General features: G+C 62.9%; 21 protein-coding genes and 1 other annotated feature. Of the genes, 5 read left to right on the top strand and 16 right to left on the bottom strand.

Annotated elements, in window-relative coordinates; translation table 11 throughout:
• Positions 1-169 precede the first annotated feature (169 nt).
• Positions 170-1,335, top strand: a protein-coding gene (locus GGD40_RS25185; protein ID WP_179745471.1) for an IS3 family transposase whose coding sequence is annotated in 2 segments (ribosomal slippage) — positions 170-458 and positions 458-1,335 — 1,167 coding nt in all. Because the reading frame shifts where the segments join, the coding sequence is not laid out codon by codon here.
• Positions 448-564 (top strand) — a sequence feature (AL1L pseudoknot). It overlaps the preceding gene by 117 nt.
• On the opposite strand, the gene GGD40_RS25180 is transcribed toward GGD40_RS25185, so the two are convergent.
• A complete protein-coding gene (locus GGD40_RS25180) occupies positions 1,332-2,606 on the bottom strand; it encodes an IS256 family transposase (protein ID WP_373565319.1) in 1,275 nt (424 codons plus the stop codon). The two genes, GGD40_RS25185 and GGD40_RS25180, sit on opposite strands and share 4 nt — an antisense overlap.
• Before the next feature lie 730 nt (positions 2,607-3,336).
• Between GGD40_RS25180 and GGD40_RS25175 the strand changes: the two genes are divergently transcribed.
• On the top strand, positions 3,337-3,738 hold the full coding sequence (locus GGD40_RS25175; RefSeq protein ID WP_179745470.1) for a hypothetical protein: 402 nt from the start codon (positions 3,337-3,339) through the stop codon (positions 3,736-3,738).
• Between the two features lie 262 nt (positions 3,739-4,000).
• Here the strand turns inward: GGD40_RS25175 and GGD40_RS25170 are convergent, their stop codons facing one another.
• From GGD40_RS25170 to GGD40_RS25135, 8 genes are read right to left on the bottom strand one after another with little or no spacing between them, the layout of a single operon-like run.
• Entirely contained in the window at positions 4,001-4,294 is a 294-nt protein-coding gene (locus GGD40_RS25170; RefSeq protein WP_179745469.1) for a hypothetical protein, read from the bottom strand.
• Between the two features lie 57 nt (positions 4,295-4,351).
• Positions 4,352-5,398: an ABC transporter substrate-binding protein gene (locus GGD40_RS25165; protein WP_179745468.1), complete on the bottom strand. Its 1,047-nt coding sequence runs from the start codon at positions 5,396-5,398 to the stop codon at positions 4,352-4,354.
• A gap of 31 nt (positions 5,399-5,429) precedes the next feature.
• A complete protein-coding gene (locus GGD40_RS25160; RefSeq protein WP_179745467.1) occupies positions 5,430-6,605 on the bottom strand; it encodes an NAD(P)/FAD-dependent oxidoreductase in 1,176 nt (391 codons plus the stop codon).
• Positions 6,598-8,034, bottom strand: a complete 1,437-nt coding sequence (locus GGD40_RS25155; protein WP_179745466.1) for an FAD/NAD(P)-dependent oxidoreductase — start codon at positions 8,032-8,034, stop codon at positions 6,598-6,600. Before GGD40_RS25155 ends, GGD40_RS25160 begins: the two co-directional genes overlap by 8 nt.
• Positions 8,031-8,465, bottom strand: coding sequence for a (2Fe-2S)-binding protein (locus GGD40_RS25150; protein WP_179745465.1), 435 nt, complete (start codon positions 8,463-8,465; stop codon positions 8,031-8,033). The genes GGD40_RS25155 and GGD40_RS25150 overlap by 4 nt, the downstream gene beginning before the upstream one ends.
• On the bottom strand, positions 8,465-9,259 hold the full coding sequence (locus GGD40_RS25145; RefSeq protein WP_120344644.1) for an ABC transporter permease: 795 nt from the start codon (positions 9,257-9,259) through the stop codon (positions 8,465-8,467). The genes GGD40_RS25150 and GGD40_RS25145 overlap by 1 nt, the downstream gene beginning before the upstream one ends.
• Positions 9,260-9,286: 27 nt before the next feature.
• Entirely contained in the window at positions 9,287-10,201 is a 915-nt protein-coding gene (locus tag GGD40_RS25140) for an ABC transporter permease (RefSeq protein ID WP_179712075.1), read from the bottom strand.
• Positions 10,194-11,285: an ABC transporter ATP-binding protein gene (locus GGD40_RS25135; RefSeq protein WP_179712077.1), complete on the bottom strand. Its 1,092-nt coding sequence runs from the start codon at positions 11,283-11,285 to the stop codon at positions 10,194-10,196. Before GGD40_RS25135 ends, GGD40_RS25140 begins: the two co-directional genes overlap by 8 nt.
• 302 nt (positions 11,286-11,587) lie before the next feature.
• Here GGD40_RS25135 and GGD40_RS25130 point away from each other — a divergent pair, with 302 nt between their 5' ends.
• Complete coding sequence (locus GGD40_RS25130) at positions 11,588-12,451, top strand: IclR family transcriptional regulator (protein ID WP_179745464.1); 864 nt, start codon at positions 11,588-11,590, stop codon at positions 12,449-12,451.
• Here GGD40_RS25130 and GGD40_RS25125 read toward each other — a convergent pair.
• From GGD40_RS25125 to GGD40_RS25095, 7 genes are all read right to left on the bottom strand, one after another.
• The gene (locus GGD40_RS25125) at positions 12,448-14,046 is read right to left on the bottom strand and encodes an OprD family outer membrane porin (protein ID WP_179745463.1); all 1,599 of its coding nucleotides are present in this window, start codon (positions 14,044-14,046) and stop codon (positions 12,448-12,450) included. The genes GGD40_RS25130 and GGD40_RS25125 overlap by 4 nt on opposite strands.
• Before the next feature lie 188 nt (positions 14,047-14,234).
• A complete protein-coding gene (locus tag GGD40_RS25120) occupies positions 14,235-15,260 on the bottom strand; it encodes an ABC transporter ATP-binding protein (RefSeq protein WP_179745462.1) in 1,026 nt (341 codons plus the stop codon).
• Entirely contained in the window at positions 15,257-16,255 is a 999-nt protein-coding gene (locus GGD40_RS25115; protein ID WP_179745461.1) for an ABC transporter ATP-binding protein, read from the bottom strand. Before GGD40_RS25115 ends, GGD40_RS25120 begins: the two co-directional genes overlap by 4 nt.
• 1 nt (position 16,256) lies before the next feature.
• The gene (locus GGD40_RS25110) at positions 16,257-17,171 is read right to left on the bottom strand and encodes an ABC transporter permease (RefSeq protein ID WP_051980987.1); all 915 of its coding nucleotides are present in this window, start codon (positions 17,169-17,171) and stop codon (positions 16,257-16,259) included.
• Between the two features lie 3 nt (positions 17,172-17,174).
• Positions 17,175-18,113 (bottom strand): ABC transporter permease subunit, encoded by a 939-nt coding sequence (locus GGD40_RS25105; RefSeq protein ID WP_179712092.1) that lies wholly within the window; start codon positions 18,111-18,113, stop codon positions 17,175-17,177.
• 16 nt (positions 18,114-18,129) lie between these two features.
• Positions 18,130-19,746 carry a peptide ABC transporter substrate-binding protein gene (locus GGD40_RS25100; protein ID WP_179745460.1) on the bottom strand — a complete coding sequence of 539 codons (1,617 nt, stop codon included), beginning with the start codon at positions 19,744-19,746 and terminating at the stop codon, positions 18,130-18,132.
• A gap of 171 nt (positions 19,747-19,917) precedes the next feature.
• Complete coding sequence (locus tag GGD40_RS25095) at positions 19,918-20,490, bottom strand: cupin domain-containing protein (protein WP_179745459.1); 573 nt, start codon at positions 20,488-20,490, stop codon at positions 19,918-19,920.
• A 798-nt stretch (positions 20,491-21,288) separates the two neighbouring features.
• On the opposite strand from GGD40_RS25095, the gene GGD40_RS25090 reads away from it, so the two are divergent.
• The gene (locus tag GGD40_RS25090; protein ID WP_179712096.1) at positions 21,289-22,830 is read left to right on the top strand and encodes a peptide MFS transporter; all 1,542 of its coding nucleotides are present in this window, start codon (positions 21,289-21,291) and stop codon (positions 22,828-22,830) included.
• Between the two features lie 235 nt (positions 22,831-23,065).
• Entirely contained in the window at positions 23,066-24,544 is a 1,479-nt protein-coding gene (gene pdxR / locus GGD40_RS25085; protein ID WP_179745458.1) for a MocR-like pyridoxine biosynthesis transcription factor PdxR, read from the top strand.
• Positions 24,545-24,667: the final 123 nt, after the last annotated feature.

Raw genomic sequence — 24,667 nt, 5'->3', positions numbered from 1 at the left:
TTCTTTGCTCAAACTGTTATCGAAACGGACCGTTGGAAGACGTTTCGCGAGTATGGGCAAGGTGCGGCAAATCCAAATATCCCTATGGCGCAATACTACGCCGCGTTCTACGGGCGAGGTGAACCGCCCCGGATTTGGTGGAGGCTCCAACTCTTGAGAGAATGGAGCCATGAACAAGTCGAACAAATTTTCTGCTGAAGTCCGGGAACGTGCAGTGCGCATGGTGCAAGAGCATCGGGGCGAGTATCCGTCACAGTGGGCAGCGATCGAATCCATCGCCCCGAAGATCGGCTGCACGAGCCAGACATTGCTGGGGTGGGTCAAACGAGATGAAGTCGATAGTGGCGAGCGCGAGGGCGTGAGCACGTCGGAACGCGAACGTCTTAAAGCACTGGAGCGCGAGGTCAAGGAACTGCGCCGCGCCAACGAGATTCTGAAACTGGCGAGCGCGTTTTTCGCCCAGGCGGAGCTCGACCGCCGCCTGAAGTCCTGAAGGCCTTCATCGATCAGCATCGCGACACCTTCGGGGTCGAGCCGATCTGCAAGGTCTTGCGGATTGCCCCGTCGGGCTACCGGCGCCATGCTGCGCAGCTTCGCGATCCGTCGCGCCGCTGCGCTCGCGCTATACGCGATGAACGCCTGCGGCCCGAGATCCAGCGTGTCTGGCAAGCCAACCTGCGTGTCTACGGAGCGGATAAAGTCTGGAAGCAGATGAACCGGGAGCATATCGCGGTGGCTCGCTGCACGGTCGAACGGCTGATGAAGCAACTGGGTTTGCGTGGCGTAATGCGAGGCAAACGTGCTCGCACGACGATTGCCGATGCGGCGGCCGCTCGCCCGCTGGATCGGGTCAACCGGCAGTTCAGGGCGGACCGGCCAAACGAGCTCTGGGTTTCTGATTTCACCTATGTATCGACGTGGCAGGGCTGGCTCTACGTGGCCTTCGTGATCGACGTGTTCGCCCGACGGATCGTCGGTTGGCGCGTCAGTTCGTCGATGACTACAGACTTCGTTCTGGATGCACTTGAACAGGCACTTTGTGCGCGGCGCCCAGGCGGCGATGGAACGTTGATACATCACTCCGACAGAGGCTCGCAATACGTTAGCATTCGCTATAGCGAGCGACTGGCCGAAGCAGAAATCGAGCCCTCGGTTGGTAGCCGTGGCGACAGTTACGACAATGCACTGGCCGAGACAATCAACGGTTTGTACAAGGCCGAACTGATTCATCGCCGCAACTGGAAAACACGGGAGTCCGTCGAGTTGGCAACGCTGGAATGGGTGGCCTGGAACCTGTCCGCATTTTTGTGTGCGAGGCGGTTTAAAGATTTCTAGCCACGTGCGAGCGTGAAGCGCTCGCCAAACAGGATAGCAAACTGGTTCATCGCCGCTTTCCAGTCGAATGCCGCTCTCACGGACTTTGCCAGCACGTTGCGTAGCGCCAGCCACAGCAGCTTGATGGCGGCCTCGTCGTTGGGGAAGTGTCCGCGGGTCTTGATGATCTTGCGCAGTTGCATGTTCAGACTCTCTATGGCGTTTGTTGTGTAAACGACCCGGCGTATCTCCGGGGGAAACACGAAGAACGGCGTGACGTGTTCCCAGGCACGCTGCCAGGATTGCACGATGGTCGGATACTTCGTTCCCCAGGGTCCTTCAGTGAAGTCCTGCAAGGCCTGCTGTGCAGCCTGTTCGCTCGCGGCTGCATAGATCGGTCGCAGCGCCGTGGCGACCGCCTTGCGGTCCTTGTGGCTGGCGTACTCCAGACTGTTTCGGATCAGATGCACGATGCAGGTCTGCACCGCTGTGCGGGGGTACGCCGTCCCGATCGCCTCGGCCAGTCCTTTCAGACCGTCCACCACCGCGATCAGGATGTCCTGGCAACCGCGGGTCTTGAGGTCATTGAACACCTTGAGCCAGAACTTCGCGCCCTCGGTCTGTTCAATCCACAGGCCGAGTACGTCGCGCTGGCCGTCGGCCTGGATACCCAGCGCCAGATAGACGGCCTTGTTGCTCACCACGCCGTCGCCACGGATCTTCACGCGTAGCGCGTCGAAGAACACCACCGGGTACATCGGCTCGAGCGGGCGGTTTTGCCAGGCCAGCGTTTCAGCCATCACTTCGTCAGTGACTGAGCTGATGAAGTCGGGTGAGACCTCGGTGCCATAGCTTTCAGCCAGAAACGCCTGAATCTCGCGCACGCTCATGCCGCGGGCGTACATGGCGATGATGCGCTCATCGAAGCCCGTGAAACGGCGCTCGTGTTTGGGAATCAGGATCGGCGCGAAACTGCCCTCACGATCGCGCGGCAGATCGAGCCTGACGGGGCCGCGCTCGGTGATGATCGTCTTGCCGCTGGCGCCGTTGCGTTCGTTGGCCTGGCCGTCGGGCTTGGGCTGGCCCGGCGGGTAGCCCAGATGCATGTTCATCTCGGCGCCCATCGCGCGCTCGATGATGGCCTTGTTGAACGCCAGCATCAGGTCCTGGACCTGGACAGGCGTCATCGGACCCTTCACCAGTTCATCAAGCAGACCTTCAGGCAGCTCAGGCAGCGGCCCTCGGGCCGCTGCCTGGGAGGCGACGGTACGTTTCTTTTTCATGATCGGCATATCCATGATTTTCATCCTTCATGATATGCCTCGCCCACAAAATCACGGATAGGTCCGTGGCCTGGTTCAATCATCATCGATTGATGGCACCCCTCGGCTACATCCCGCCTGCTGAAGCTGAGGCAAACTACTATCGGCAACTTGAAACACCGGTCGCCGAACCCGCATTAACTTAAACCAACCAGCCTCCACGATTCCCGGGGCGGTTCAAGGCGCACTGCAACTGACATGGGCGGATGCATATGAAAAATATGGCCAGTTTCGTAGATTCAGCGATACGACCGGCGCCTATGCTGATCCTCGGATAACGCATACGAGCACGCCCTACTGGAGCGATCCCACGACACGCGATGCACAAGGCCACATTACAGGTGTGATCGGTATCCCTAAGCGGTGGGCTCCGCACTTTGATCCAGACGTCGTCGCTTCTGATGTAGTGAATGCTTGCGATAGCGCCAGTTTTTTCTGGGTGTGGAAGCATCACTCGGGGACGAGGAATATCAATCGAGTTGCTGACAGGCAATTTTCAGCGTCAGTTATCGATCGCGTAAACAAGCTAGTAAATGGCGGTGGATTTGGCTACTTTGAACGGGTCGCCTACTCGTACTACACTCGTCACATCTTGAGCGATTGGGTTTATACGACAAATATGCTGACGGTGGATACAGAAAACCCCCACATTCGGGTTCAGGTTGACCTGTCGCGGCCCACATAAAACGAATAATTTTCTATGAAATCTCTGATATTGGCCGTGCTTCTTATTTCCATTTCATCGGTCTGTTTTGGGCAGGTGCCGAAAAAACCGAACATCCCGGAAGAGTTTTCGAATTGCCTGAAGCGAACCGAGCACGATCGCCTATCGTGTCAATCCGGCTGCGGCATGATTCTTCAACAATGCTACGACGAGGCAAACGATGCCCTCACCGCGAAGACCGATGCGCTTGTCAAAAAACAGCGGTCAGTATCCTGCGCCGCTCTTGTCAAGAAATACGCTGATAGTTCTGCCCGGTTGGACGATGGTGTTGCAGATGACGCTAGCTCGCAGCCAGGGTGGCTCGGCGCGGATCTAAAAATGAAGTTACTACAACAGCGATACGAAACAACGAAACTGATCGATGGAGAATGCAAATAGATAAGCGCGGCAGGCGTCCAGAGATGCGAATCCCGTAGCTGAGACCAGGTGTCTGCTAGGGAGGGTCTGCGAACTCCGGGTAGTACGCTCAAGGCCTACGGCTACGTGGGCGGGCGCTAATGCGGATTGCCCGATACATGCAAACGCGGCGGTAACGCTGGTGCTGGGTGTGTTGCTCGCCCGGTACGTTGCTAACCTGCCGGTCGAATGGCCGTGGTTGACCGGTTCAATCCGGTTCGTGCTGCACGCGCTAGGCATTCGCTCATACGACAATCCGGACGATATGTTCGATCTTGCCGGAGTCGTGATTTTCTTCGCCTGCCTGATCGTCGTCGGGCTGACCGTGTGGCTCGTCAACATCGGTGCGCGGCACTACCGGAAACAGCGGCAGGCGTAAGCGCCGGAAGGCCGGAAATGCAACCGTGGGGAAGGTCGCGCTTATTCCTGCAACCGTACCGGCGCTGCGGGCGTCTTCATTCATCAATGTCAGATAGGGAACGTCAAAGCTCCGTTCTTCATCCGATGCATCAGTCGGGTCGGGCTGGCGGTCTGTCATCCCGCCGGGTTCCCAAGTCTGCACTGAAGTGCATTAACACGCTCCAGCCCGTCTAACTCAGCGCTCGATTTGCCGGTTCCAGCGCGTATCCCACTGCGCGCGGTGCGCATTGATCGCGTCCCAATCCACCACCGTCACCTTGCGGACCATGTCGTCGATATTGCCGAGGCTTTGCTGCATCGACGGCGTCATCTTCGCGAGGCGGTTGGTCGGAATCTGCTTGCCGGCTTCGGCGGCCTTGGTCTGCGCCGGCGCGGAAAGCAGGAATTGCGCGAGTTTCTGCGCCAGTTGCGGATCGGGGTTGTTGTTGACCACGCACAGATCGACCAGCAGCAGCACCGGCCCTTCCTTCGGATTCACATAAGCCACCGGCAATCCCTTGTCCTGCAGGTCGCCCACGCCGGTCGGCGTCAACGGGAACAGGCCCGCTTCGCCGGTCTGGACCATTTCGGAAATCTTCGCGGAGTTCGGTACGTACTCGACCACGTTCGGTCCGACCGTGGTCGCCCATTTCGTGAAACCCGGCTCGACGTTCTGCTCGCTGCCGCCCATCAAACGGTTGATCGCGAGAAAGCCGTGCAGGCCGAACGTGCTGCTTGAGGCCGACTGGAACACCACCTTGCCCTTGTATTTCGGATCGGCGAAATCCATCCACGAAGTCGGCGGCGCCCAGCCTTTCTCAGCGAACAGCTTCTTGTTGTAAGCAATGCCGGTCATGCCGAGTTGCACGCCTGCGCCCATGTCGTCCTTCATGTGCGCGAACGGGTAGAGCTCTTTCAGGACCGGCGCGTCGTCGAGCTTCTTGCACACACCCATGCTGACCGCGCGCGCCATCACGCCATCGTCGAGAAACACCACGTGGATTTGCGGATTGGCTTTGTTCGCAAGCAGTTTGGCGAGAATATCCGACGACGTGCCCGGCACCACCACCACCTTCACATTGTTGGCTTTCTCGAAGTCGGGCAGCACCTGGCTCGTATAAGCCTTTTCCATCGGCCCACCGTTCATGCCGATGTAGATGGTTTTGGTCTCCGACCACGCCGGCGCGGCCGCGCCGAACGCACACAAGGCGGCGAGCGCCGCAATCGTCTTGAACAGTTTCATGGTGGGGCTCCTGAGTTTCACTAAACGGGACTTAAGCAGTGGAAGAGGTGGCGGATGGCGTGGCCACGAAGTTGGCAGCCGAGTTGGCAGATAAGGCGCCAACGCCGGCAAAGCGGTCAATCGAAAAGGCGTGCAGCGGCGTGGCAGTCTCACCGTCGATCACGAGATCGGCCAGCACTTCGCCCACGCCAGGCGCTAGCAGAAAACCGCCGCCCGAAAAACCGAACGCATGCAGCAGACGCGGCACCGTACGACTCGCGCCGATGATCGGATTGTTGTCCACGGTCTCGCCTTCCACGCCGCTCCAGGTGCGGATCAGCAGCGCCTCGCGCAACGCGGGCAGCAGCGCACAGGCGTCGCGCATCACGGCGCGCGTGGTGTCGGTGGAAGGGTGGCCGTATTCGCCGTCGCCATGTCCGCGTCCGCCGCCGATCACGCAATTGCCGCGCGCCACTTGCCGCGCGTAGATGCCGCCGCCGTACACGCCGAGGTTGTGCGTGATGAAGGGCGGCAAGGACTCGGTGACCCACATGTTCGGGTAAATCGGTTTCATCGGTACGTTCTCGCCGAAGTAACCCGCCACCGTATTCGCCCACGCGCCGGCGGAATTGATCAGCCAGTCGGCGCTGATGCGTGCGTCGCCGGCGCGCAGTTGAAAGCGCTTGCCGTCGTGATGAATCTCGCTGAGTTCGGTTTGCTCGCGCACATCCGCGCCGGCCGCACGCGCGGCGCGAGCGAACGCGGGTGAGACGAGACGTGGATTCGCATGCCCGTCGGTCGCGCACAGCGAGCCGCCGATGGCGGCCGGCCCGAGCCACGAATAGCGCTCACGGAACGCGTTGCCGCTGACTAGCTGCGCGTGCAGTCCGTAATCGCGCGCCATGTCGGCCCACGCTTGCAGCGCGGCGAGATCGGCTTCGCTGCGCGCCAGCCGCAAGTGTCCCGACATCGTGAATTCGCCGTCGATGCCGATCAATTCCGGCAAGCGGTCCCAGATGCGTCGCGCGCGCATGGCGAGCGGCATCTGTTCGACGGAGCGGCCCTGGCAGCGCACGCCACCGTAGTTCACGCCGCTTGCCTGAGCGCCGCAATAGCGCCGCTCGAACAGGCCGACGCGCAAGCCGCGCCGCGCCAGCGCCAATGCCGCCGATGAACCGACCAGCCCGCCGCCCGCAATCGCGACGTCGTAGTGTTGCGTGTCACTCATCGCGTGCCTCCTCGGGGATCTCGGCGAGGTCGTCGTCGGCCACCATCTCGGCTGAGAGGGGAATCGGTTTGATCGGCGCCTGACCGCGCAAGCGGCCCACTTCGGCGAGCGGTTTGCCGGTTTCCTCGGCCAGCAAGGTCAGCGCGGCTTCGCCGCACATGCGTCCCTGGCAGCGTCCCATGCCGACGCGCGTGAGCGCTTTCAGACGGTTGATCTCGCTCGCCTCGCCGCCGCGAATGCAGCGCCGCAACGTGCCCGCGTCGATTTCCTCGCAGCGGCACACGGTCATGTCGTCGGGCCATTGCGCGGCGCAATGCTTGGGCGGCGCGAAGGCGGTTTCGATGCCCTGGCGAAATACGGCGATACGTTTGAGACTGCTTTCGAGCGACGCCGCGTCGCGCATGCCCGCGCCTCGTGGGTGCGCCATGCCGAGGTCGTCGAGCAGCGCTAGCGCAACGCGGCGGCCGGCGAGTTCGGCGGCGTCGGCGCCGGCAATACCCGCACCGTCGCCGGCGAGATAGAGACCTTGCACCGAGCTGCGTCCGGCGGCGTCGAGCTCGGGCAGCCAGCAGCGGTTGGTGGCGTCGAAGCGGAAGCGGCAGCCTGCCAGATCGGCGAGTTGCGTTTCGGGCTTCAGACCGAAGCTGATGCCGACCGCGTCGCAAGCGAGGGTTTCGGTTGACGAGCCTGTTGTTGACGCGCGAAATTCGATTGCGCACACACCTTGTTCGCCGTGAACACCGACCAGCGTCACGTTACGTTCGATCCGCACGCCGCGCGTTTTCAACCAGCCGACGTAGTAAAGCCCTTTGGCAAACGTCGACGGTTGCCGCGCGAGTTTCGGCGCGGCCGCGATCTGCCGCGAGAGCGGGCTGGTGTCGAGCACGGCCAGCACTTGCGCACCCGCTTTCACGTATTGATACGCGACCAGGTACAACAACGGCCCCGTACCCGCCAGCACGACGCGCTGTCCGATCGCGCAACCTTGCGACTTCAACGCGACCTGCGCCGCGCCGAGCGTATAGACGCCGGGCAAGGTCCAGCCGGGCACCGGCAACACGCGATCGGTCGCGCCGCTCGCGATGATCAGATGCGAGAACGGCACGCGAATCTCGCGCCCCGCATGCAGCGTATCGAGCCGGCCCGGTTCGCAGGCCCAGGCGAGCGTGTCGGGCCGATAGTCGAGTTGCGGCAGCAGCACGGCCATCGTCGTGTGCAACGCGTCGGCCTTGTGCGCTTCGAAACCGTAGAGCGTTTTCTTCGAACGTTGAAAGCCGCCATTCGCGGGCGGTTGCCGATAAATCTGGCCGCCCCAGCGCGCGTTTTCATCGAGTACGATCGGGCGGAGGCCGGCCGCGACCAGTGTCTCGGCGGCGCGTACGCCGGCCGGTCCCGCGCCGACGATGACGATGCGGCGTTCGTCGCTCATGAGGCGGCTCCGTTGTCGAGCACTGAAGCCGCCGGGTTGCCAGCTTCAACGCCGAATCGCGACACCACGCGCATGCCCTCGGTCACCTGTGTCGAACACGCGCGCAAGCGCTTGCCGTCTTCGCTGCGCATCCAGCAGTCCTGGCATGCACCGATCAAACAGAAGCCGGCGCGCGGCGCGCCGCTGAATTCGCTGTCGCGCACGCGCCGTTGCTGCATCAACACGGCGGTCAGCAACGTATCGCCTTGCAGCGCGTCGACTTCCCGGCCATCGAGAAAGAACCGCAGCGGTTCACGCTGCATTTCGGCAACACGAACGAATTGCGGTCCGGCGCAGCCGGCAGCCGCGTCAGCGGCATGAGCGGGCGGCAAGTTGGACGACGGATTGGACTGTGAGTCGGACGGCATGGGAACGTAAGCGGAAGAAGACATCAATGCTGGCCGATCAGAATGCGGTTGAGCCCATACACGCGATCGAGCAGCAGCATCGCGCCGGCCGTGATGAAAATCACTAGCGCCGAAACGGAGGCCATCATCGGATCGATCGATTCGGTCGCGTACATGTACATGCGCACCGGCAGCGTGACGGTTTGCGGCGACGTGACGAAGATCGACATGGTCAATTCGTCGAAGCTATTGATGAAGGCCAGCAGCCAGCCGCCGGTAATACCCGGCAGAATCATCGGGAAGGTAATGCGGCGAAACGTGGTCCACGCATCCGCGCCGAGCGAATGCGCCGCATGTTCGACGCTGCGATCCAGGCCGCTGACCGACGCCAGCACCAGCCGCATGACGAACGGCGTGATGATGATCATGTGCGCGAGCACGAGCCACGCGAACGAACCGGTCGCGCCGATCAGCGCGAAGAAACGCAGCAGCGCGATGCCGAGCACGAGGCCGGGAATCACCAGCGGCGACAGCAGCAGCCCGTTGAGAAAGCCGCGGCCCGGAAAACGCGCGCGGCCGATCGCCAATGCGGCGGGCAGCGCGACGATCAGCGACAGCGTGGCCGACGCAAACGCCAGCTTCAGACTGTTGAAGAACGCGGAAATGAAATCGGGGTAGTCGAGGATCGCGCGGAACCAGCGCAGCGAGACGCCATGCGTGGGCAACGTGAGCGTTTCGTCGGGCGTGAACGCGACCAGCACGACGATCACGAGCGGCGCGAGCACGAACGCAATCACGAGCGTGTGGAAAATCAGTGCAATAGGGCCGTTCTTTCTCATGATGATGTCACTCAAGGGGCCGATGAATTAACCCAGGCTTCTGGCGTACTTACGCTCCAGAACCCGGTAGTAAGTGAGCATCACGATCAGATTCGCGACCAGCAGCAGGAGCGCGATGGTCGCGCCGAGCGGCCAGTTCAGCGAGCCGAGGAATTCGTCGTAGACGGCGGTGGCGGCAACCTTCAGGCGTCGTCCGCCGAGCAGGCCCGGAATCGCGAAGGCGCTCGCCGACAGGCCGAACACCATCAGACTGCCGGACAGAATGCCCGGCGTGAGCTGCGGCAACACGATCCGGCGCAGCGTGGTGGCGGGCGACGCCATCAGCGACAGCGCGGCGTTTTCCGTTTGCGGGTCGATTTTCTGCAGCGCGGTCCACACGGGAATCACCATGAACGGCAGCATCACGTGGACTAGCGCAATCACGATCGCGAAGGTCGTGTATTCGAGCTTGTAGGGCCCAAGGCCGATCAGACCGAACGCCTGATTCACGAGACCGTTGCTGTTGAGCAGCATGCTCCAGCCGAACGCGCGCACCACCACGGAGACCAGCAGCGGCGCGAGAATCACCAGCAGGAACAGCGAGCGGTACGGGTCGCGCATGCGTGACAGCACGTAGGCTTCCGGCGTGCCGATCACGATGCATAGCAGCGTGACCAGAAACGCAATGCCGAAGGTGCGCAGAAAGATCTCGTGGAAATATGACGAGCCCAGCACTTCCGCGTAATTGCCGAACTGGAACGCGGCGAGCGGCCCGCTTGCCGGATCGAAGCGATAGAAGGTCAGCACCAGCGTCATCACGAGCGGCACCAGCACCAGCGTTGCGAACAGCAGAAAGGCCGGCGCGCACATCAACCACAGCGGCAGGAACGCATGCCACGGCGCGCGCCGCGCGTCGCGGGTTGTCGTGTTGCTCTTGTCGGTCGCAGGGAGCGTGCTAGACATGTTGCGCGTCCCGTTGAATGAAGCGGATCGCTTCGCTGTTCCAGTCCACGCCGACCGCCGCGCCTTCGGGCAGCGGTTCGGTGCCTTCGTTCTGGCAGCACACCAGCACTTCGCCGAGACGGCTGTCGAGGCGATACAACCATTGGCTGCCGAGGAAGAAGCGGCTCGTCACGGTGGCCGGCACGCGTCCGGCGTCCGGTGCGCACAGGCGCAGCTTTTCCGGACGAATGCACAAGGTCACCGCGTCGCCGACGCCGACCGCACGCTCGCGCGCCGGCAATTGCGCGGTGCGGCCGGTTTCTTCGATGTCGTGGCCGAGGTCGATACAGATCGACTCGCCGTCGCAGGCCACCACGGTGCCCGCCAGCATGTTGGCCTTGCCGATGAACTGCGAGACGAAGCGGTTTTCCGGGCGCTCGTACGCTTCGTACGGCGTGTCGATCTGCGTGATCCGGCCGGCTTCCATCACCACCACGCGATCGCTGATCGACAGCGCTTCCGACTGGTCGTGCGTGACCATGATGGTGGTCGTGCCGATCTTGCGTTGAATGCTGCGCAACTCGAACTGCATGTCTTCGCGCAGCTTGGCGTCGAGATTCGACATCGGTTCGTCGAGCAGCAGCACCGGCGGCGCGATCACGATCGCGCGCGCAAGCGCCACGCGTTGCCGTTGACCGCCGGACAGTTCGCGCGGAAAGCGGTGCGCGAGCGTGTCGAGACGCACCAGTGCCAGCGCTTCGCGCACGCGCTCCTTGCGCTCGGCCTTGTCGACGTTGCGCATTTCCAGCCCGAAGCCGACGTTCTCCGCCACGCTCATGTGCGGAAACAGCGCATAGCTCTGGAACACGATGCCGAGGCCGCGCTTGTTCGGCTTCATATGCGTGATGTCGCGGCCGTCGAGCGTGATACGCCCGCGCGTGGTCTCGACGAAACCCGCGATCATCTGCAAGGTGGTGGTCTTGCCGCAGCCGGACGGCCCGAGCAACGAAACGAACTCGCCTTTTTCCACCGACAGGTTCACGTCGGCGACAGCGTGCAGATCGCCGAACGATTTCGTTACGTCCGTGAGTGTGAGGAACGACATGATTCTCGCCTTTGGATGAGTCGACGCCGGATCGAGCGGGATTGCCTCGATGAAGCCGACTCTAGCTAGCCAAATTACGGGACGTCAATTTCAAATTCCGATCAACGGTATAAGATTTTAAAAAATTCCGTTGATCGGAATTTGTTTGGAGAATCGTCACGAATCGTTCCGCTGCATGGCGTACGGACAATCCCTATGAATTAGCACTCGTTACGCTATACGACGGAATCGGCCCACTATTCCGCTCATGGATAAAACGCTTTATAGTGTTCCGGTCAATGAAATAAACGAGAGCAACCGAGATGAAAGCAGCCGCCCAACGAGATACCGATCACGCCCCGGCCGAAACCGGCGGCGCGCCCGGACCGGGCATGCTGGAACGCGCGTTCGCGGTGATTCGCGCGTTGTCCGAGGCGCAACCCGACGGCGGCCGCGTCACGCGACTGGCGAAAGCCGTGGGACTGACGCAGGGCACCGTGCACCGCATCCTGCATGCGCTGATTGCCGAGGGCATCGTCGAGCAGGACGACAACTCCAAGCTGTACCGGCTGAGCGTCGACTTCTTCGCGCTGGCCGCGCAAGCGGGGAACCCGAGCGGCATGCGCACGCTGTGCCGCCCCGCGTTGCTGCGGCTGTGCGCGAGTCTCGGCGACACGATTTTTCTGCTGGTCAAAAGCAGTTTCGACGCGGTGTGTCTCGACATCTGCGAAGGGCCGTTTCCGATCCGTTCGTTCACCGGCGATATCGGCGGGCGCGTCGCGTTAGGTGTGGGTCAGGGGAGTCTGGCGATTCTCGCGTTTCTGCCCGAGGCGGAACGTGAGGAGATCATCCGCTTCAACGTGCCGCGGATTCGCGGCTACGGCGTGCTCGACGAAGTGTATTTGCGCACCGAGATCGAACGCGTGCGGCGACTCGGCTACGCGGCGAACAACACGGGTGTGCTCGACGGCATGGCGGGCGTGGCCGTGCCGGTTCTGGATCGCACGGGCCTCGCGGTGGCGGCATTGAGTGTGGGCACGCTGGCTTCGCGTCTGGGCGACGACCGTCTGCCGATGGTGGTCGAATTGCTGCGGCGTCAGGCCGACGCGATCGGCCCGCAAACCAATCCGTTCGACGTGGCGTTGCGCCGGCCGATGCACGGTTTGTCGCGGGCCATGACCACTTAGAACACCTTCACCGGCACATTCACCACCAGACGGTATTCCATGTTGTTGCCGTCCGAGTAGTGCGACTGCGCGTTGTGCCACATCGCGATGAACGTGATCTTCGTATCCTTGAAGCGCCCGCTTTGCAGCGTATAGCTAGGAATGAAGCCGAACTCGTGATGATGGCCATGCACCGGCTCGCCGTTCTTCCAGTACAGATTGTGCAGCGACGCCGAAGGCGACGCGTTTTCCGCAGCGCCCGCCGAACCATCCGCGTTCCAACCGTATTGCCCCCAGAACATCGCCTTCAGGCCCGGCAGACCCGCGTATTTACCGTCGAACGTGTAGCGCAATTGCAGCGATTGCTCGTGCGGCGCGTTGTAGTCCACATCCATCGAGTTGGTCAGGTAGATACCGTTGGTCTCGTTGACGTAGTCGAAGAACTGATCGCCGAGCACCTGCTGGTAGCCGAGCAGCAGCGCATGCGGGCCGTGCTGCGCGGAGACCGACACGCTGTACGCATTGCTGTTGATGTGCCCTTGCTTCGACGCGCCGGTGTCGTGCGTCGAATAGATGTTGGCGAGGCCGCTCCACTTGATCGTGGTCGGATCGCCGAACGACTGCGCCACCGAGCCGTAGTACTGACGCCAGACGTCGTCGGCCTGATCGACGTACAGCGCCATTTCGCCGTTCTTCGCGTAGTGCCACGTGCCGCCCACATAAGTCAGCCGATCGATGCGCGTGCCGCCGTACGAGGTGGTCAGATTGCTCAGGTTGGTGTGGCCGCGGGCGTCGACCTTGGTGAAGCTACCGGCTTCGAGCGTGGTGTGCACGAGGTCGTTGCTGACCATCGACACGCCGAGGAAGGTTGGCGGCAGCGCGCGGTTGTCGTGCGGTTCGAGGAACGGGTTCGTGACGGTCTGCAAACCGTACTTCACGACCGTCTCCGAAATGCGTCCCTTGATGTCGACCATGCCGGGGTAGGCCCACGCGAGCTGCTGTGAACCGCCGCCGTCCTTGCCGACGTGCACCATGTTGCCGGCGCCGTTGCCGCCGTCGAGCTTCAACGCGGCGAACAGCGACGCATCCACGCCGAAGCCGACCAGACCCTGCGTAAAGCCGGATTCATAGTTGGCTTGCGCGCCCTGGATCCACGCGTGACGGTAGGTCGTCTTGGGCGCCTGGAAGTAGTCGGAGTAATTGCGGAACTGCAGGTTCAGATGGCTATCGGCGATAAAGCCCTTGCTGGCGGCCTGGCTCGACGGCGGGCTTGGCGGCTCGACGGTCTGGCTGGCTTCGGCATTGACGATCGCATTGGTCGTGTCGGGTTGATCGTTACGCACCTGACCGCCTTGATCCGCACGGCGCTTGCCGGAGGATTTGGCAGACCCAGTGGACTGTGCCGAAGACTCCGGCGAGTGCGAGGCTGAGGCCGTAGGCGAGGGCGACGCTTGCGCGAGCGTCTGGGTTCGCGACGTTCCGGAGGTGGGCTCCGTCACGCCGTCGTCGGCATAAGCACTGGCAGCGAGAGTCAGTGCGGGAAGCGTGAATGCGCAATAAAAAAAGGTGGCAGCTCCGGTTTTTTTTGTCCGGATTTTTGTTCGGCTATCTTTCATTGAGTACGTCTCTGATTATTGTGGTGCTACTTTGGCTGGCGGTTAGCCAGTCCACGCTTATCGCTCGCCCTGCGGATAACAGGGCGAGCGAATCCAGCGGCGCGACGGCCCGTCGCGCCGGGAATACGGTTTTATCGGTAGAAGCTGGGTACTTTTGCGCTGCCTGAGCGCGAGGACTTCAAAGACACTTACTTCGCGACGTCCCCCACGCGAATACAGGCGACGCGCGTTGCGCTCGCGCCATGCGTGATGGCCTGCGGAATTTCCGAGGCGCAGGCTTCGATCGCCTCCGGGCAGCGCGTGCGGAACGCGCAACCGGAAGGCGGGCTGAGCGGCGAGGCAATCTCGCCGCGCAACAGCAGATGACGCCGCGCGCGTTCCACGGCAGGATCGGGAACGGGCACCGCGGACAGCAACGCGCGCGTGTACGGATGACGCGGCGCGCTGTAGACGTCGCGCTTATCGCCGAACTCCATCACGCGGCCCAGATACATCACCAGCACGCGGTGACTGATCGCCTTGACGACCGCGAGGTCGTGCGCGACGAACAGCAGCGACAGCGACAACTCCCTTTGCAGGTCACGCAGCAGATTGACGATCTGTGCCTGGATCGACACGTCGAGCGCCGACACCGGCTCGTCGCAGATCACCAGTTGCGGCTCGCCGATCAGGGCGCGCGCAATGCCGACGCGCTGACACTGGCCACCGGAAAACTCATGCGGATAACGGCGCAGATGCTGCACATTGAGGCCGACGCGTTCGAGCATGGTCAGCACGCGGCGCTGCACGTCGGCACGGGCCACATTCTGGCCGTGCGTGAGCAGCGGTTCCGCGACGATCTGTTCGATCGTCATACGCGGATCGAGCGACGCGAGCGGGTCCTGGAAAATCATCTGCACGTCCCGGCGCAAGCGCGAGGTATCGCGGCGCGCGTTAGGCTGCACGGTTTCTTCGCCGAGCCAGCGCACGCTGCCGCTCGCCACCGGCGTGAGACCGATGATCGCGCGGGCGAGGGTGGACTTGCCGCAACCCGACTCGCCGACGAGCCCCACTGTTTCGCCGCGCCGTACGCTGAACGACACGCCGTCCACCGCACGCAGCGTGGCTTTACCGGACCACGGATAGCCGCCGCGCGGCACGCCGAATTGCACCTTGAGATTGTCCACGGACAGCAGCGTCGCCGCGTCCTGGTTTGCGATAGGCGTGGCGTTCATACGTGTTGTGCCTCCAGGATTTCGCCGACCGGTTTGAAGCACGCGCGCAGCGCGTCCGGATAGCCCTCCACGGCCGCGAGCGGCGGGCGTGCTTCGAGGCAGTGCTCGGTGCAGTACGCGCAGCGCGGCGCGAACGCGCAGCCCTGGCCGACTTCACCGGGCAGCGGCGGATTGCCGGGAATGGTTTGCAACGGCTGGTCGTCATCGTCGTCGGTGAGACGCGGCAGCGCGTTCAGCAGGCCGAGCGTGTACGGATGCGTCGGCGCGGCGAACAGCGCGGCGGCGCTCGCCTGCTCGACGGTCTGGCCGGCGTACATCACCATCACGTCATCGCACAGGCCGGCGACGACGCCCATGTCGTGCGTGATCAGAATGATCGCCGTGCCGCGCTCGCGGTTCAGCTCGCGCAGCAGCTCGATGATCTGTGCCTGCACGGTCACGTCGAGCGCGGTGGTGGGTTCGTCGGCGATCAGGATTTCGGGCTCGGAGAGCAGCGCCATCGCGATCATCACGCGTTGCCGCATGCCGCCGGAGAACTCGTGCGGATACATGGCGATGCGGCGCGCGGCGTCGGGAATGCGCACCGACTCCAGCGTTTCGATCGCACGGCGGCGCGCTTCGCGGCGCGACATCTTGCGATGCAGTTGCAGCGTCTCGGTCATTTGCCGTTCGATCGTCAGGAACGGATTGAGCGAGGTCATCGGGTCCTGAAAGATCATGCCGATGCGGTCGCCGCGAATCTTGTTCAGCGCCGCTTCGTTCATGGTCAGCAGGTTTTCGCCGCGATAGGTGGCGCTGCCCGACACCTTGCCGTTGCCGGCCAGCAGACCGAGCAAGGCCATCACGGTCTGGCTCTTGCCGGAACCCGATTCGCCGACAATGCCGAGCGTGCGGCCGGCTTCGAGCGAGAACGACACGTGTTGCACTGCGTCGACCGGTGCGCCTTCGCGGCGCGTAAAGCGCACGCTGAGGTCTTTGACTTCGAGTAGGGACATGTCAGCGGTCCTTCGGGTCGAACGCGTCGCGCAAACCGTCGCCGACGAAATTCACGGAATACAGCGTAATGCACAGCATCACGGCCGGGCACAGCAGCAGCCAGGGCATCGAATCGAGTTTCTGCGCGCCGTCCTGAATCAGCACGCCCCAGCTCGTCATCGGCTCCTGCACACCGAGGCCGAGGAACGACAGCACCGATTCGGTCAGCACGATATTGGGCACGGTCACGCTCGCGTACACGACGACCACGCCGAACAGATTCGGCACGATGTGACGCGAGATGATGGAGCGCGAACTCACGCCGATCGCGCGGGCGGCGTCGATGAATTCACGCGAGCGCAGCGACAGCGTCTGGCCGCGCACCACGCGCGCCATGTCGAGCCACGAGAACGCGCTGATGGTGAGCACGACCAGATAGAACGCGCGGCCGAACAGCGTCATCATCAGGATCGCGATCAGCATGTAGGGGATCGCGTACATCATGTCGACGATCCGCATCATCACTGCGTCCACACGGCCGCCGAGATAGCCGGCGGTCGCGCCGTACGCGACGCCGATCAGTCCCGACACCAGCGTGCCGAGCAGGCCGACTTCGAGCGACACGCGCCCGCCTTGCAGCGCACGCGCGAGCAGATCGCGGCCGAGTTCGTCGGTGCCGAACCAGTGCATGTTCTGCCACGTGGGCGGCAGGCTGATCGCGCTCCAGTCGCTGTCGATCGGATTGTTCGGCAGCAGCCACGGACCCACCACGCAGGCGATCACGACCAGCAGCAGCACGATGAACCCGGTGAACGCCGCGCGATTGCGCACGAAGCGCGCGGCGGCGGTGGCGAGCGGTCCGCGCGAACGCGGTGCGTTGGCAATGGCCGCGAGCGGATCGAGCGCCGCGGCAGCCGTTTGAAGAGAGCGCGCCATGGATCAGTACCGGATGCGCGGATCGAGCCACGCATACGCGAGGTCGACCAGCAGGTTGAACAGCACGGCGACGGCAGTCGTCAGCACGACGAGGCCGAGCACGAGGGTGTAGTCGCGGTTGATCGCGCCATTGACGACCAGTTGGCCGAGACCCGGCAGCGCGAACACCGACTCGGTGACCACGGCCGCCGTGATCGACGAGATGCAGATCGAGCCGAGCAGCGACACGACCGGCATCAGCGCCGGCTTCATCGCGTGGCGCAACACGATCGTGCGGCCCGGCAGGCCCTTGGCGCGCGCGGTGCGGATGAAGTTGCCCGACAGCACTTCGATCATGCTGCCGCGCATCACACGCGCGATTCCCGCGACGTTGATGATCACGAGCAGCACGATCGGCAGCACGCGATAACGCCACTCGCCGTCGCCCCAGCCGCCGGCCGGCAGCCAGCCCTGGCCTTCGGAAGTCTTCAGCAGGATCGCGAAGATCCACACCAGCACCGGGCCTAGCACGAACGGCGGCACCACGTTGCCGAGGTTGCCGAGCACCATCACGAAGTGATCGATGAAGCGATCGCGCCGCACCGCGGCCAGCGTGCCGAGCGTGACGCCGATCACCAGCGCGATCGGCACCGACACGCCGCCTACGCCGAGACTGACCGGCAACGCTTTCCAGACCAGATCGTTGACGGTCCAGTCGGCGTAACGGAACGATGGGCCGAGGTCGCCGTGTAGCAACGAACCGAGGTAGTGGAGGTACTGCAGCCACAACGGTTCGTCGAGGTGATATTTGGCGTTGAGGTTCGCCATCACGGCCGCCGACAGGTGTTTCTCCGTGTCGAACGGGCCGCCCGGGGTGAGATGCAGCAGCAGATAGCACGCGGTGATCACGGCGAGAATCGTCGGGATCGCCCAGAGCGTGCGGCGCAGCGTGTAAGCCAGCATGACGGTGCTCCCGCGCTTAGTGCTTGATCAGATACATGTCTTGCGTGGCGCGCATGTCGAGGTAGTTGGTCGACTTGTAGCCGCCCACATACGACTTCACCAGGCGGTCCGCCGAGTACTGGAACAGCGCGACCAGCGGGTAGTCGTTCATGGCCAGATCGTGCGCCTGCGTGAGCAGCGCGGTGCGTTTCGCGTCGTCGAGCTGCTGGTTGCCTTCGTCGATCAGCTTGTCGACCTGCGGGTTGCAGTAGTGTTGATCGTTCTGCACGCTGTTGCAACGGATCAGATCGAGGAACGAGTTGGCGTCGTTATAGTCGACGAACCAGCCGTCGCGCGAAGCCTGCACCTTGCCGTCGTGGCGTTGCTTGAGCAGCACCTTGAATTCGACGTTTTCGAGCTTGGCGGTCACGCCGAGCTTGGTGCGCCATTCCGACGTGGCGAACAGCGCGACCTTCTTGTGCAGGTCGTTGGTGTTGTAGGTGAGCGTGAACGTCAGCGGCTTCGCGTCCGAATAACCGGCGGCCTTCAGCAGGTTGCGCGCGTAGTCGACGCGTTTGGCCATCGGCCAGCTTGCCCAGTCCGGCGTGAACACGCCCGCGCCCTGGGTGCCCTTGGCGATCAGGCCGTACATGGGCACTTCGCCGTCGGCGGTCAGACGCTTGGTCAGCAGGTCGCGGTCCAGCACCATGGCCAGGGCCTGGCGTACGCGCTTGTCCTTGAAGGCGGGGTCGTCGTTATTCAGGCTGTAGAAGTACGTGGCGATCTGCAGACCGGTTTTAAGCTCATCGCCTTGGCTCTTGCTCACCTGGGCATAGATGCCCGACGGAATCGCGTACGTGTAGTCGAACTGGCCGGCCTGGAACATGCGCATGGCCGTTTCGTCGTTTTCGATCGGCAGGTAGGTCACTTTCGCGATCACGACCTTGCCGGCGTTCCAGTATGTCGGGCTCTTGGTGGCCACCAGACGGTTGCTCGGCTGCCAGTCGGTCAGCGTGTACGCGCCGTTGCCCACGAAGTTGCCCGGACGGGTCCACTCGCCGCCGAACTTCGTCACCGTCGCACGATTGACCGGGGTCATCGTCGCCATGGAAACCAGTTGCGGGAAGAAGGCGGCGGGCACTTCGGTCGTGACTTCGAGCGTGTACGGATCGACGGCGCGCACACCGAGGCTCGTCAACGGCATCTTGCCGGCGAGAATCGCCTTGGCGTTCTTCACGAATTCGACCAGCACCGTGTACTTCGAACCGGTCTTCGGATCGAGCACGCGCTGCCACGAGTAGACGAAGTCCGCTGCCGTGACCGGCTGGCCGTTGCTCCAGCGCGCGTCGTGGCGCAGCTTGAAGACCCACGTCGTCGGCCCGGTGCGCGTCCACGACTCAGCCACGCCCGGCACGATCGCGCCGCTCGCGTCCATCCGCGTCAAGCCTTCGAACAGGTCGAGTCCGATCGTATTGCCGGTCCACGATTCGATATGCGCGGGGTCGAGCGATTCGGTTTCGCCCGGCACCTGGCGGGTCATCTCCTGGCTGGCAGCGAGGGTGACGCCGGCGGGCACCGTGACGGCGAAGGCGGAGGGCTGAAACGACAGGACGAGCGCGGACAGCGCCGTCGCGAGGACGAACGGGGTTTTCATCGGATGAGATCGCAGGAAAGGTCGAGAGAAGAACGCGCTGGCGCCGGGGCGCCCGGTTATCCGCGGTGCTCGGGCCAGGGCGGCCCTTGTTGTTTGCCCGACATACAGGATTCCTTGCATGTTGTAATGCAGGCAAACCCTGCCGGATCAACCGGAAAAGGCGCCTGCCCTTTAAAACAGTCTTGGCGTGCCCACCCAGACGACGACCGACTCGACCCGAGCCGTGTTCACCCAACTGTGCGGCACCGTCGATTCGTAATGCGCGCTGTCTCCCGCGTGCAACACGAACGTCTTGCCTTCCAGCGTCAACGACACCTCGCCGTCGATCACATACACAAACTCTTCGCCGGCATGCGTGGTCACTTCGGAGCGCTTTTGCCCGGGCGGCATCCTCACGAGGATCGCTTCGAGCTGACGGCCGCCCGTCAGATTGGTCAATCGAGCGAACAGATTGGCCGAGTCCGCAAAACCGAAAAACCTCAACTGCTCGCCGCGGCACACCGAGCGTTCTTCGCTAGGCGTGTCGACGAAATACTGCACCGTGACCCCAAGTGCGTGAGCAATTCCAGCCAGCGAAGTGATGGACGGCGACGCCAGGCCGCGCTCGACTTGCGACAGAAACGGTTTGGAAATACCCGCGGCGGTTGCCGTGTCGTCCAACGTGCGCTTGAGTCGATGCCGAAGCGCGCGGATCTTGCTGCCGATTTCGAGTGCCGGATTGCTCTTTTGAATTGTCGTGACCATAGCAGGAGGAAATTAGCCCGTCAAAATTTGTTTGATATAAGTAAATATGGTTTGATTGCGGTCCCGGCTAGGGCAGTGGGCTGGTTTAGCCCTCCGGGACGCAAGAGCCCGCATTTTGGAGACAACACTCTATGTTGCCAGAACCGAAAACCCGCGAGCCAAATCGACCGGATTATTGTGAAAAAGAAGCTATGAAGCCGGTAAAAGTTGCCGTTTTAGATGACGATTCAGGCATTTATGCAGTACGAGTATCAGGATGAGTAAACCTATGACATCAAAGACTATTTTGGGCGGCGTCGGTCCACATGGTGACGACAGTTGGCGTGTAAGGGCGAGTAATTGACTCCGATTAGGTGAATTCCCTGAGTGACGCGAGATGCTTCTATTCGGAGAATCTGCCCCGCCTGGCGAACGGCGTGCGCATGACCATCCTGTGCGAAGCCTGCCGCTGTTTAACCTTCCGCCCGCAGCGATCCTGCGGGGTGGAGCATTGTCCGACGCGTTCCATCCGAACGGCAGCCGGCTTGAGGACATGACCATCACCGCCGATTTTTTCCGCAGCAGGCGCGCAGTCTGCCACCGCCCAACGAGGCCGCTCTGTTCCGCGTGGCGTGCCTCTATCCCATCCCCTGGTTTTTCTGCTGGTGCCGGCGCATGAGCGTTCTCGCGCGCGCCGGACAATCCGCGAGCGCACAAGCCGCATGGCGCGTGTTTCGCCGACCGTTTTTCCAGATCCAGCTTTTCGCGTCGCGCGGCTAGTTCGCGCGTCGCCGCAACCGTTTGAACAAGAGGTACACGATGATTTCATCCAATCCGCCCGGCGCACGCGTCTCGCAGACCCGTTCGTTTTCGACGGTCTTTCTGATCGAACTGTGGGAGCGCTTCGGCTACTACGGCATGGCCGCACTGCTGGTGCTGTTCATGATCGACAAGCTGGGCTTCACCGACAGCCACGCCACGCTCACGTGGGGCGCGTTTACGGCGCTGGTGTACGCGGCGCCGTCGATCGGCGGCTGGATCGGCGACAAGATTCTCGGCGCGCGCCGCACGATGATCTTCGGCGCCGGCGTGCTGTCGGCCGGCTATTTCATGCTGGCGATGCCGAACGAGCAACTGTCGTACATGTTCGCGTCGCTCGGCGTGATCGTGGTGGGCAACGGACTCTTCAAGGCGAACGCCGCGAACCTCGTGCGCCGCATTTACGAAGGCGACGACGCGCGCATCGACAGCGCATTCACGATCTACTACATGGCGGTCAACATCGGCTCGACGGTGTCGATGCTCGCCACGCCGTGGATCAAGGACCATTGGGGCTGGCACACGGCGTTCGCGGTCTGCTGCGCCGGCATGCTGCTGTCGATGCTGAATTACTTCATCATGTTCCGCACGCTTGCGCATATCGGTTCGGCGCCGGACGCCGAACCGGTGCGCTGGAAGCGCGTCGCCGCGGTGGCGCTGGGCGGCATCGTGCTCGGCACGGTGACGATGTTCGTGCTGCAGCACAAGGCGATCGCGGTGGCGTGCGTGTACACGGCGGGCATCGCGATTCTGGCGATCTTCGGCTACATGCTGCTGAAGTGCGAACGCTCGGAGCGCTCGGGTCTGCTGGCCGCACTGATTCTCACGGCCCAGGTGATTCTGTTCTTCGTGTTCTACGTGCAGATGTCGACCTCGCTCACGCTGTTCGCGCTGCGCAACGTCGATCCGCGTTTCATTCTGTTCGGCCAGACGTGGTTCACGTGGAGCGCCGCGCAGTTCCAGGCGCTCAATCCGATCTGGATCATGTTGCTGAGCCCGCTGCTCGCGCTGCTCTATACGAAGCTCGCGAAGAACGGCAAGGACGTGCCGGTCGCGGTGAAGTACGCATTTGGTTTCGCCGTGGTGGCGGCCGGTTTCTTCGTCTATGCGGCGAGCGGTAACTACGCGGTGAACGGCCGGGTGTCGTCGTGGTTCATGGTGGGCGGCTACGGGTTGTATTCGCTCGGCGAACTGCTGGTGAGCGGCCTCGGCCTCGCGATGATCGCGCGCTACGTGCCGGCACGGATGAGCGGCTTCATGATGGGCGCTTACTTCGTGGCGACCGGCGTATCGCAGTATCTGGGTAGCGTGGTGGCGAATTTCGCGCAGATGCCGGCCGGCAATCTGGACCCGCTCGAATCGTTGCCGCTCTACACCAAGCTGTTTACCGGCCTCGGCTGGCTCGCGGCGGCGGGCGCGCTGGTGGCGGTGCTGCTGTTGCCGCTGATGCGCAAGCTGTCGCGCGAACATCAGCGTTGCACCGACGAAGCGCGCGCGGACGCTCGCCAGAATGCGGCGATGAGCGGCGCGGTGGCGGAGTAATTCGCACGAGCGTGGCGCATGGCGCGAAAGCGCCTTGGTACCGACGTAAAAGCTCGATAGAGAAATGGCACGCCTTGCCTAGCAAGGCGTGCCATTTTGCTTTTCAGGCCGCGCCCGGATGAAACGGTCCTTATCGGTGATGTCCGCGCTTCGCAGGCGACGGCGGAGGTAAGCTTACGGCCGTCAATGGTCACTCGACATCACCCTTTGCCGGATCTTCAAGGTAACCAATCGGATGGACATTCATATCGTCGTCGAGGGACATCACGACCTGTCCGGACAGATTTATCGCCAGTTGCGCGCGGGTATTCTCGAAGGCCGTCTCGGTGGCGGCACGCGCTTGCCCTCCACGCGCGATCTCGCCACGCAACTGGGTGTGTCGCGCAAGACAACGCTCGATGTGTTCGAGCGGCTGCTTGCCGAAGGCTATCTAAGCGCCCGCGCCGGCTCGGGCACCTTCGTCGCCGACGGTCTCGAACGTTTGCCGGTGGCGCGCTCCGCGCAGGCACGCGATGTGGAAGCGGCCCGCGAGCGCACGAAAGCCGGCGCCAGGACTGCCGCGCGCGCCCGGCCGCTGTGGGAGGCGATGCCGCAGAGCTTGCCGTTGCCGCGGCCTACGGTGCCGTCGCCGCACGATTTCATCGGCGGCGCGACCGACAAGACGCTGTTCCCCTTCGACGTCTGGCGCCGCTGCGTGAACCACGCGTTGCGGTCGCAGGCGCGCAGTCCCGGCACCTATCGCGAGCCCGCTGGCGAGCAGGCGTTGCGCCTTGCGATCTCGCGCTACCTCGCGTTCAACCGCGCGGTGTCGAGCAATTGGGAGGACGTGATCGTCACGCAAGGCGCGCAGCACGCGCTCGACCTGATCGCGCGCATCATGCTGGGGCCGGGCGAAATCGTGGCGCTCGAAGACCCCGCTTATCCGCCGGCGCATGCCTGCTTCAAGGCGACCGGCGCGCGCGTCGTGCCGGTGCCGGTGGACCGCGAAGGCCTGATCGTCAGCAAGCTGCCGGATAAGGCGAAGCTCGTCTACGTGACGCCCTCGCACCAGTTTCCGCTCGGTATGCCGATGAGTCTGGAGCGCCGCGTCGAGTTGCTCGAGTGGGCGCAAAAGCGCGGCGCGGTGATTATCGAGGACGACTACGACTGCGAGTACCGTTTCGAAGGCCGGCCAATGGAGCCGCTGAAAAGCCTCGATCGCGCGGGACTGGTCGCCTATGTGGGGACGTTTTCGAAGACGATCTTCCCGGAGCTGCGCGTGGGGTATGTGGTGCCGCCCGCGTCGCTCTACGGGGCGCTGCTCAAAGCACGTCAGATCGTCGACGGACACGGCTGCACGCTCACGCAAACCGCGCTCGCGACGTTCATGCTTAACGGCGATTTCGCCAAGCATCTGCGGCGCACACACAAGGCCTACGCCGCGCGTCGCGCGATGCTGCTCGATCACCTGCACGGCGACCTCGCGCGCTGGTTCGAGCCGATCGTGCCGACGGCCGGCATTCACATGGCGGCGCGTCTCAAAGCACCGCTGACGGAAGACGCCGTGATCAGCGCGGCGCGTGACGTCTCGGTCGGCGTGTACGGGCTCGCGCCATTTTATTTGCGCGTGAAGCCGCAGGCGGGGCTGATCTTCGGCTACGGCAGCATTGCGGTCGACCACATCGACGCCGCGCTCACGAAGCTCGCGACAGCGTTACCGCGTCTCGCGCGATAACACGATCACGCTAACTTGAACATTACTTAAACCTATCTAAAACCATACAAATCAGTGTCACAAAGCGGCCTTACGCTGACGCCTCTGTAATTGTTTGTAATGAAAAGCCGGTCTCACAGCCCG

Origin of the sequence: Paraburkholderia bryophila (assembly GCF_013409255.1) — a bacterium.
In the GTDB taxonomy this organism is placed as follows: Bacteria; Pseudomonadota; Gammaproteobacteria; order Burkholderiales; family Burkholderiaceae; genus Paraburkholderia.
Note: the sequence above shows the minus strand (reverse complement) of the source record. Positions and strands in the feature narration are given on the sequence as shown.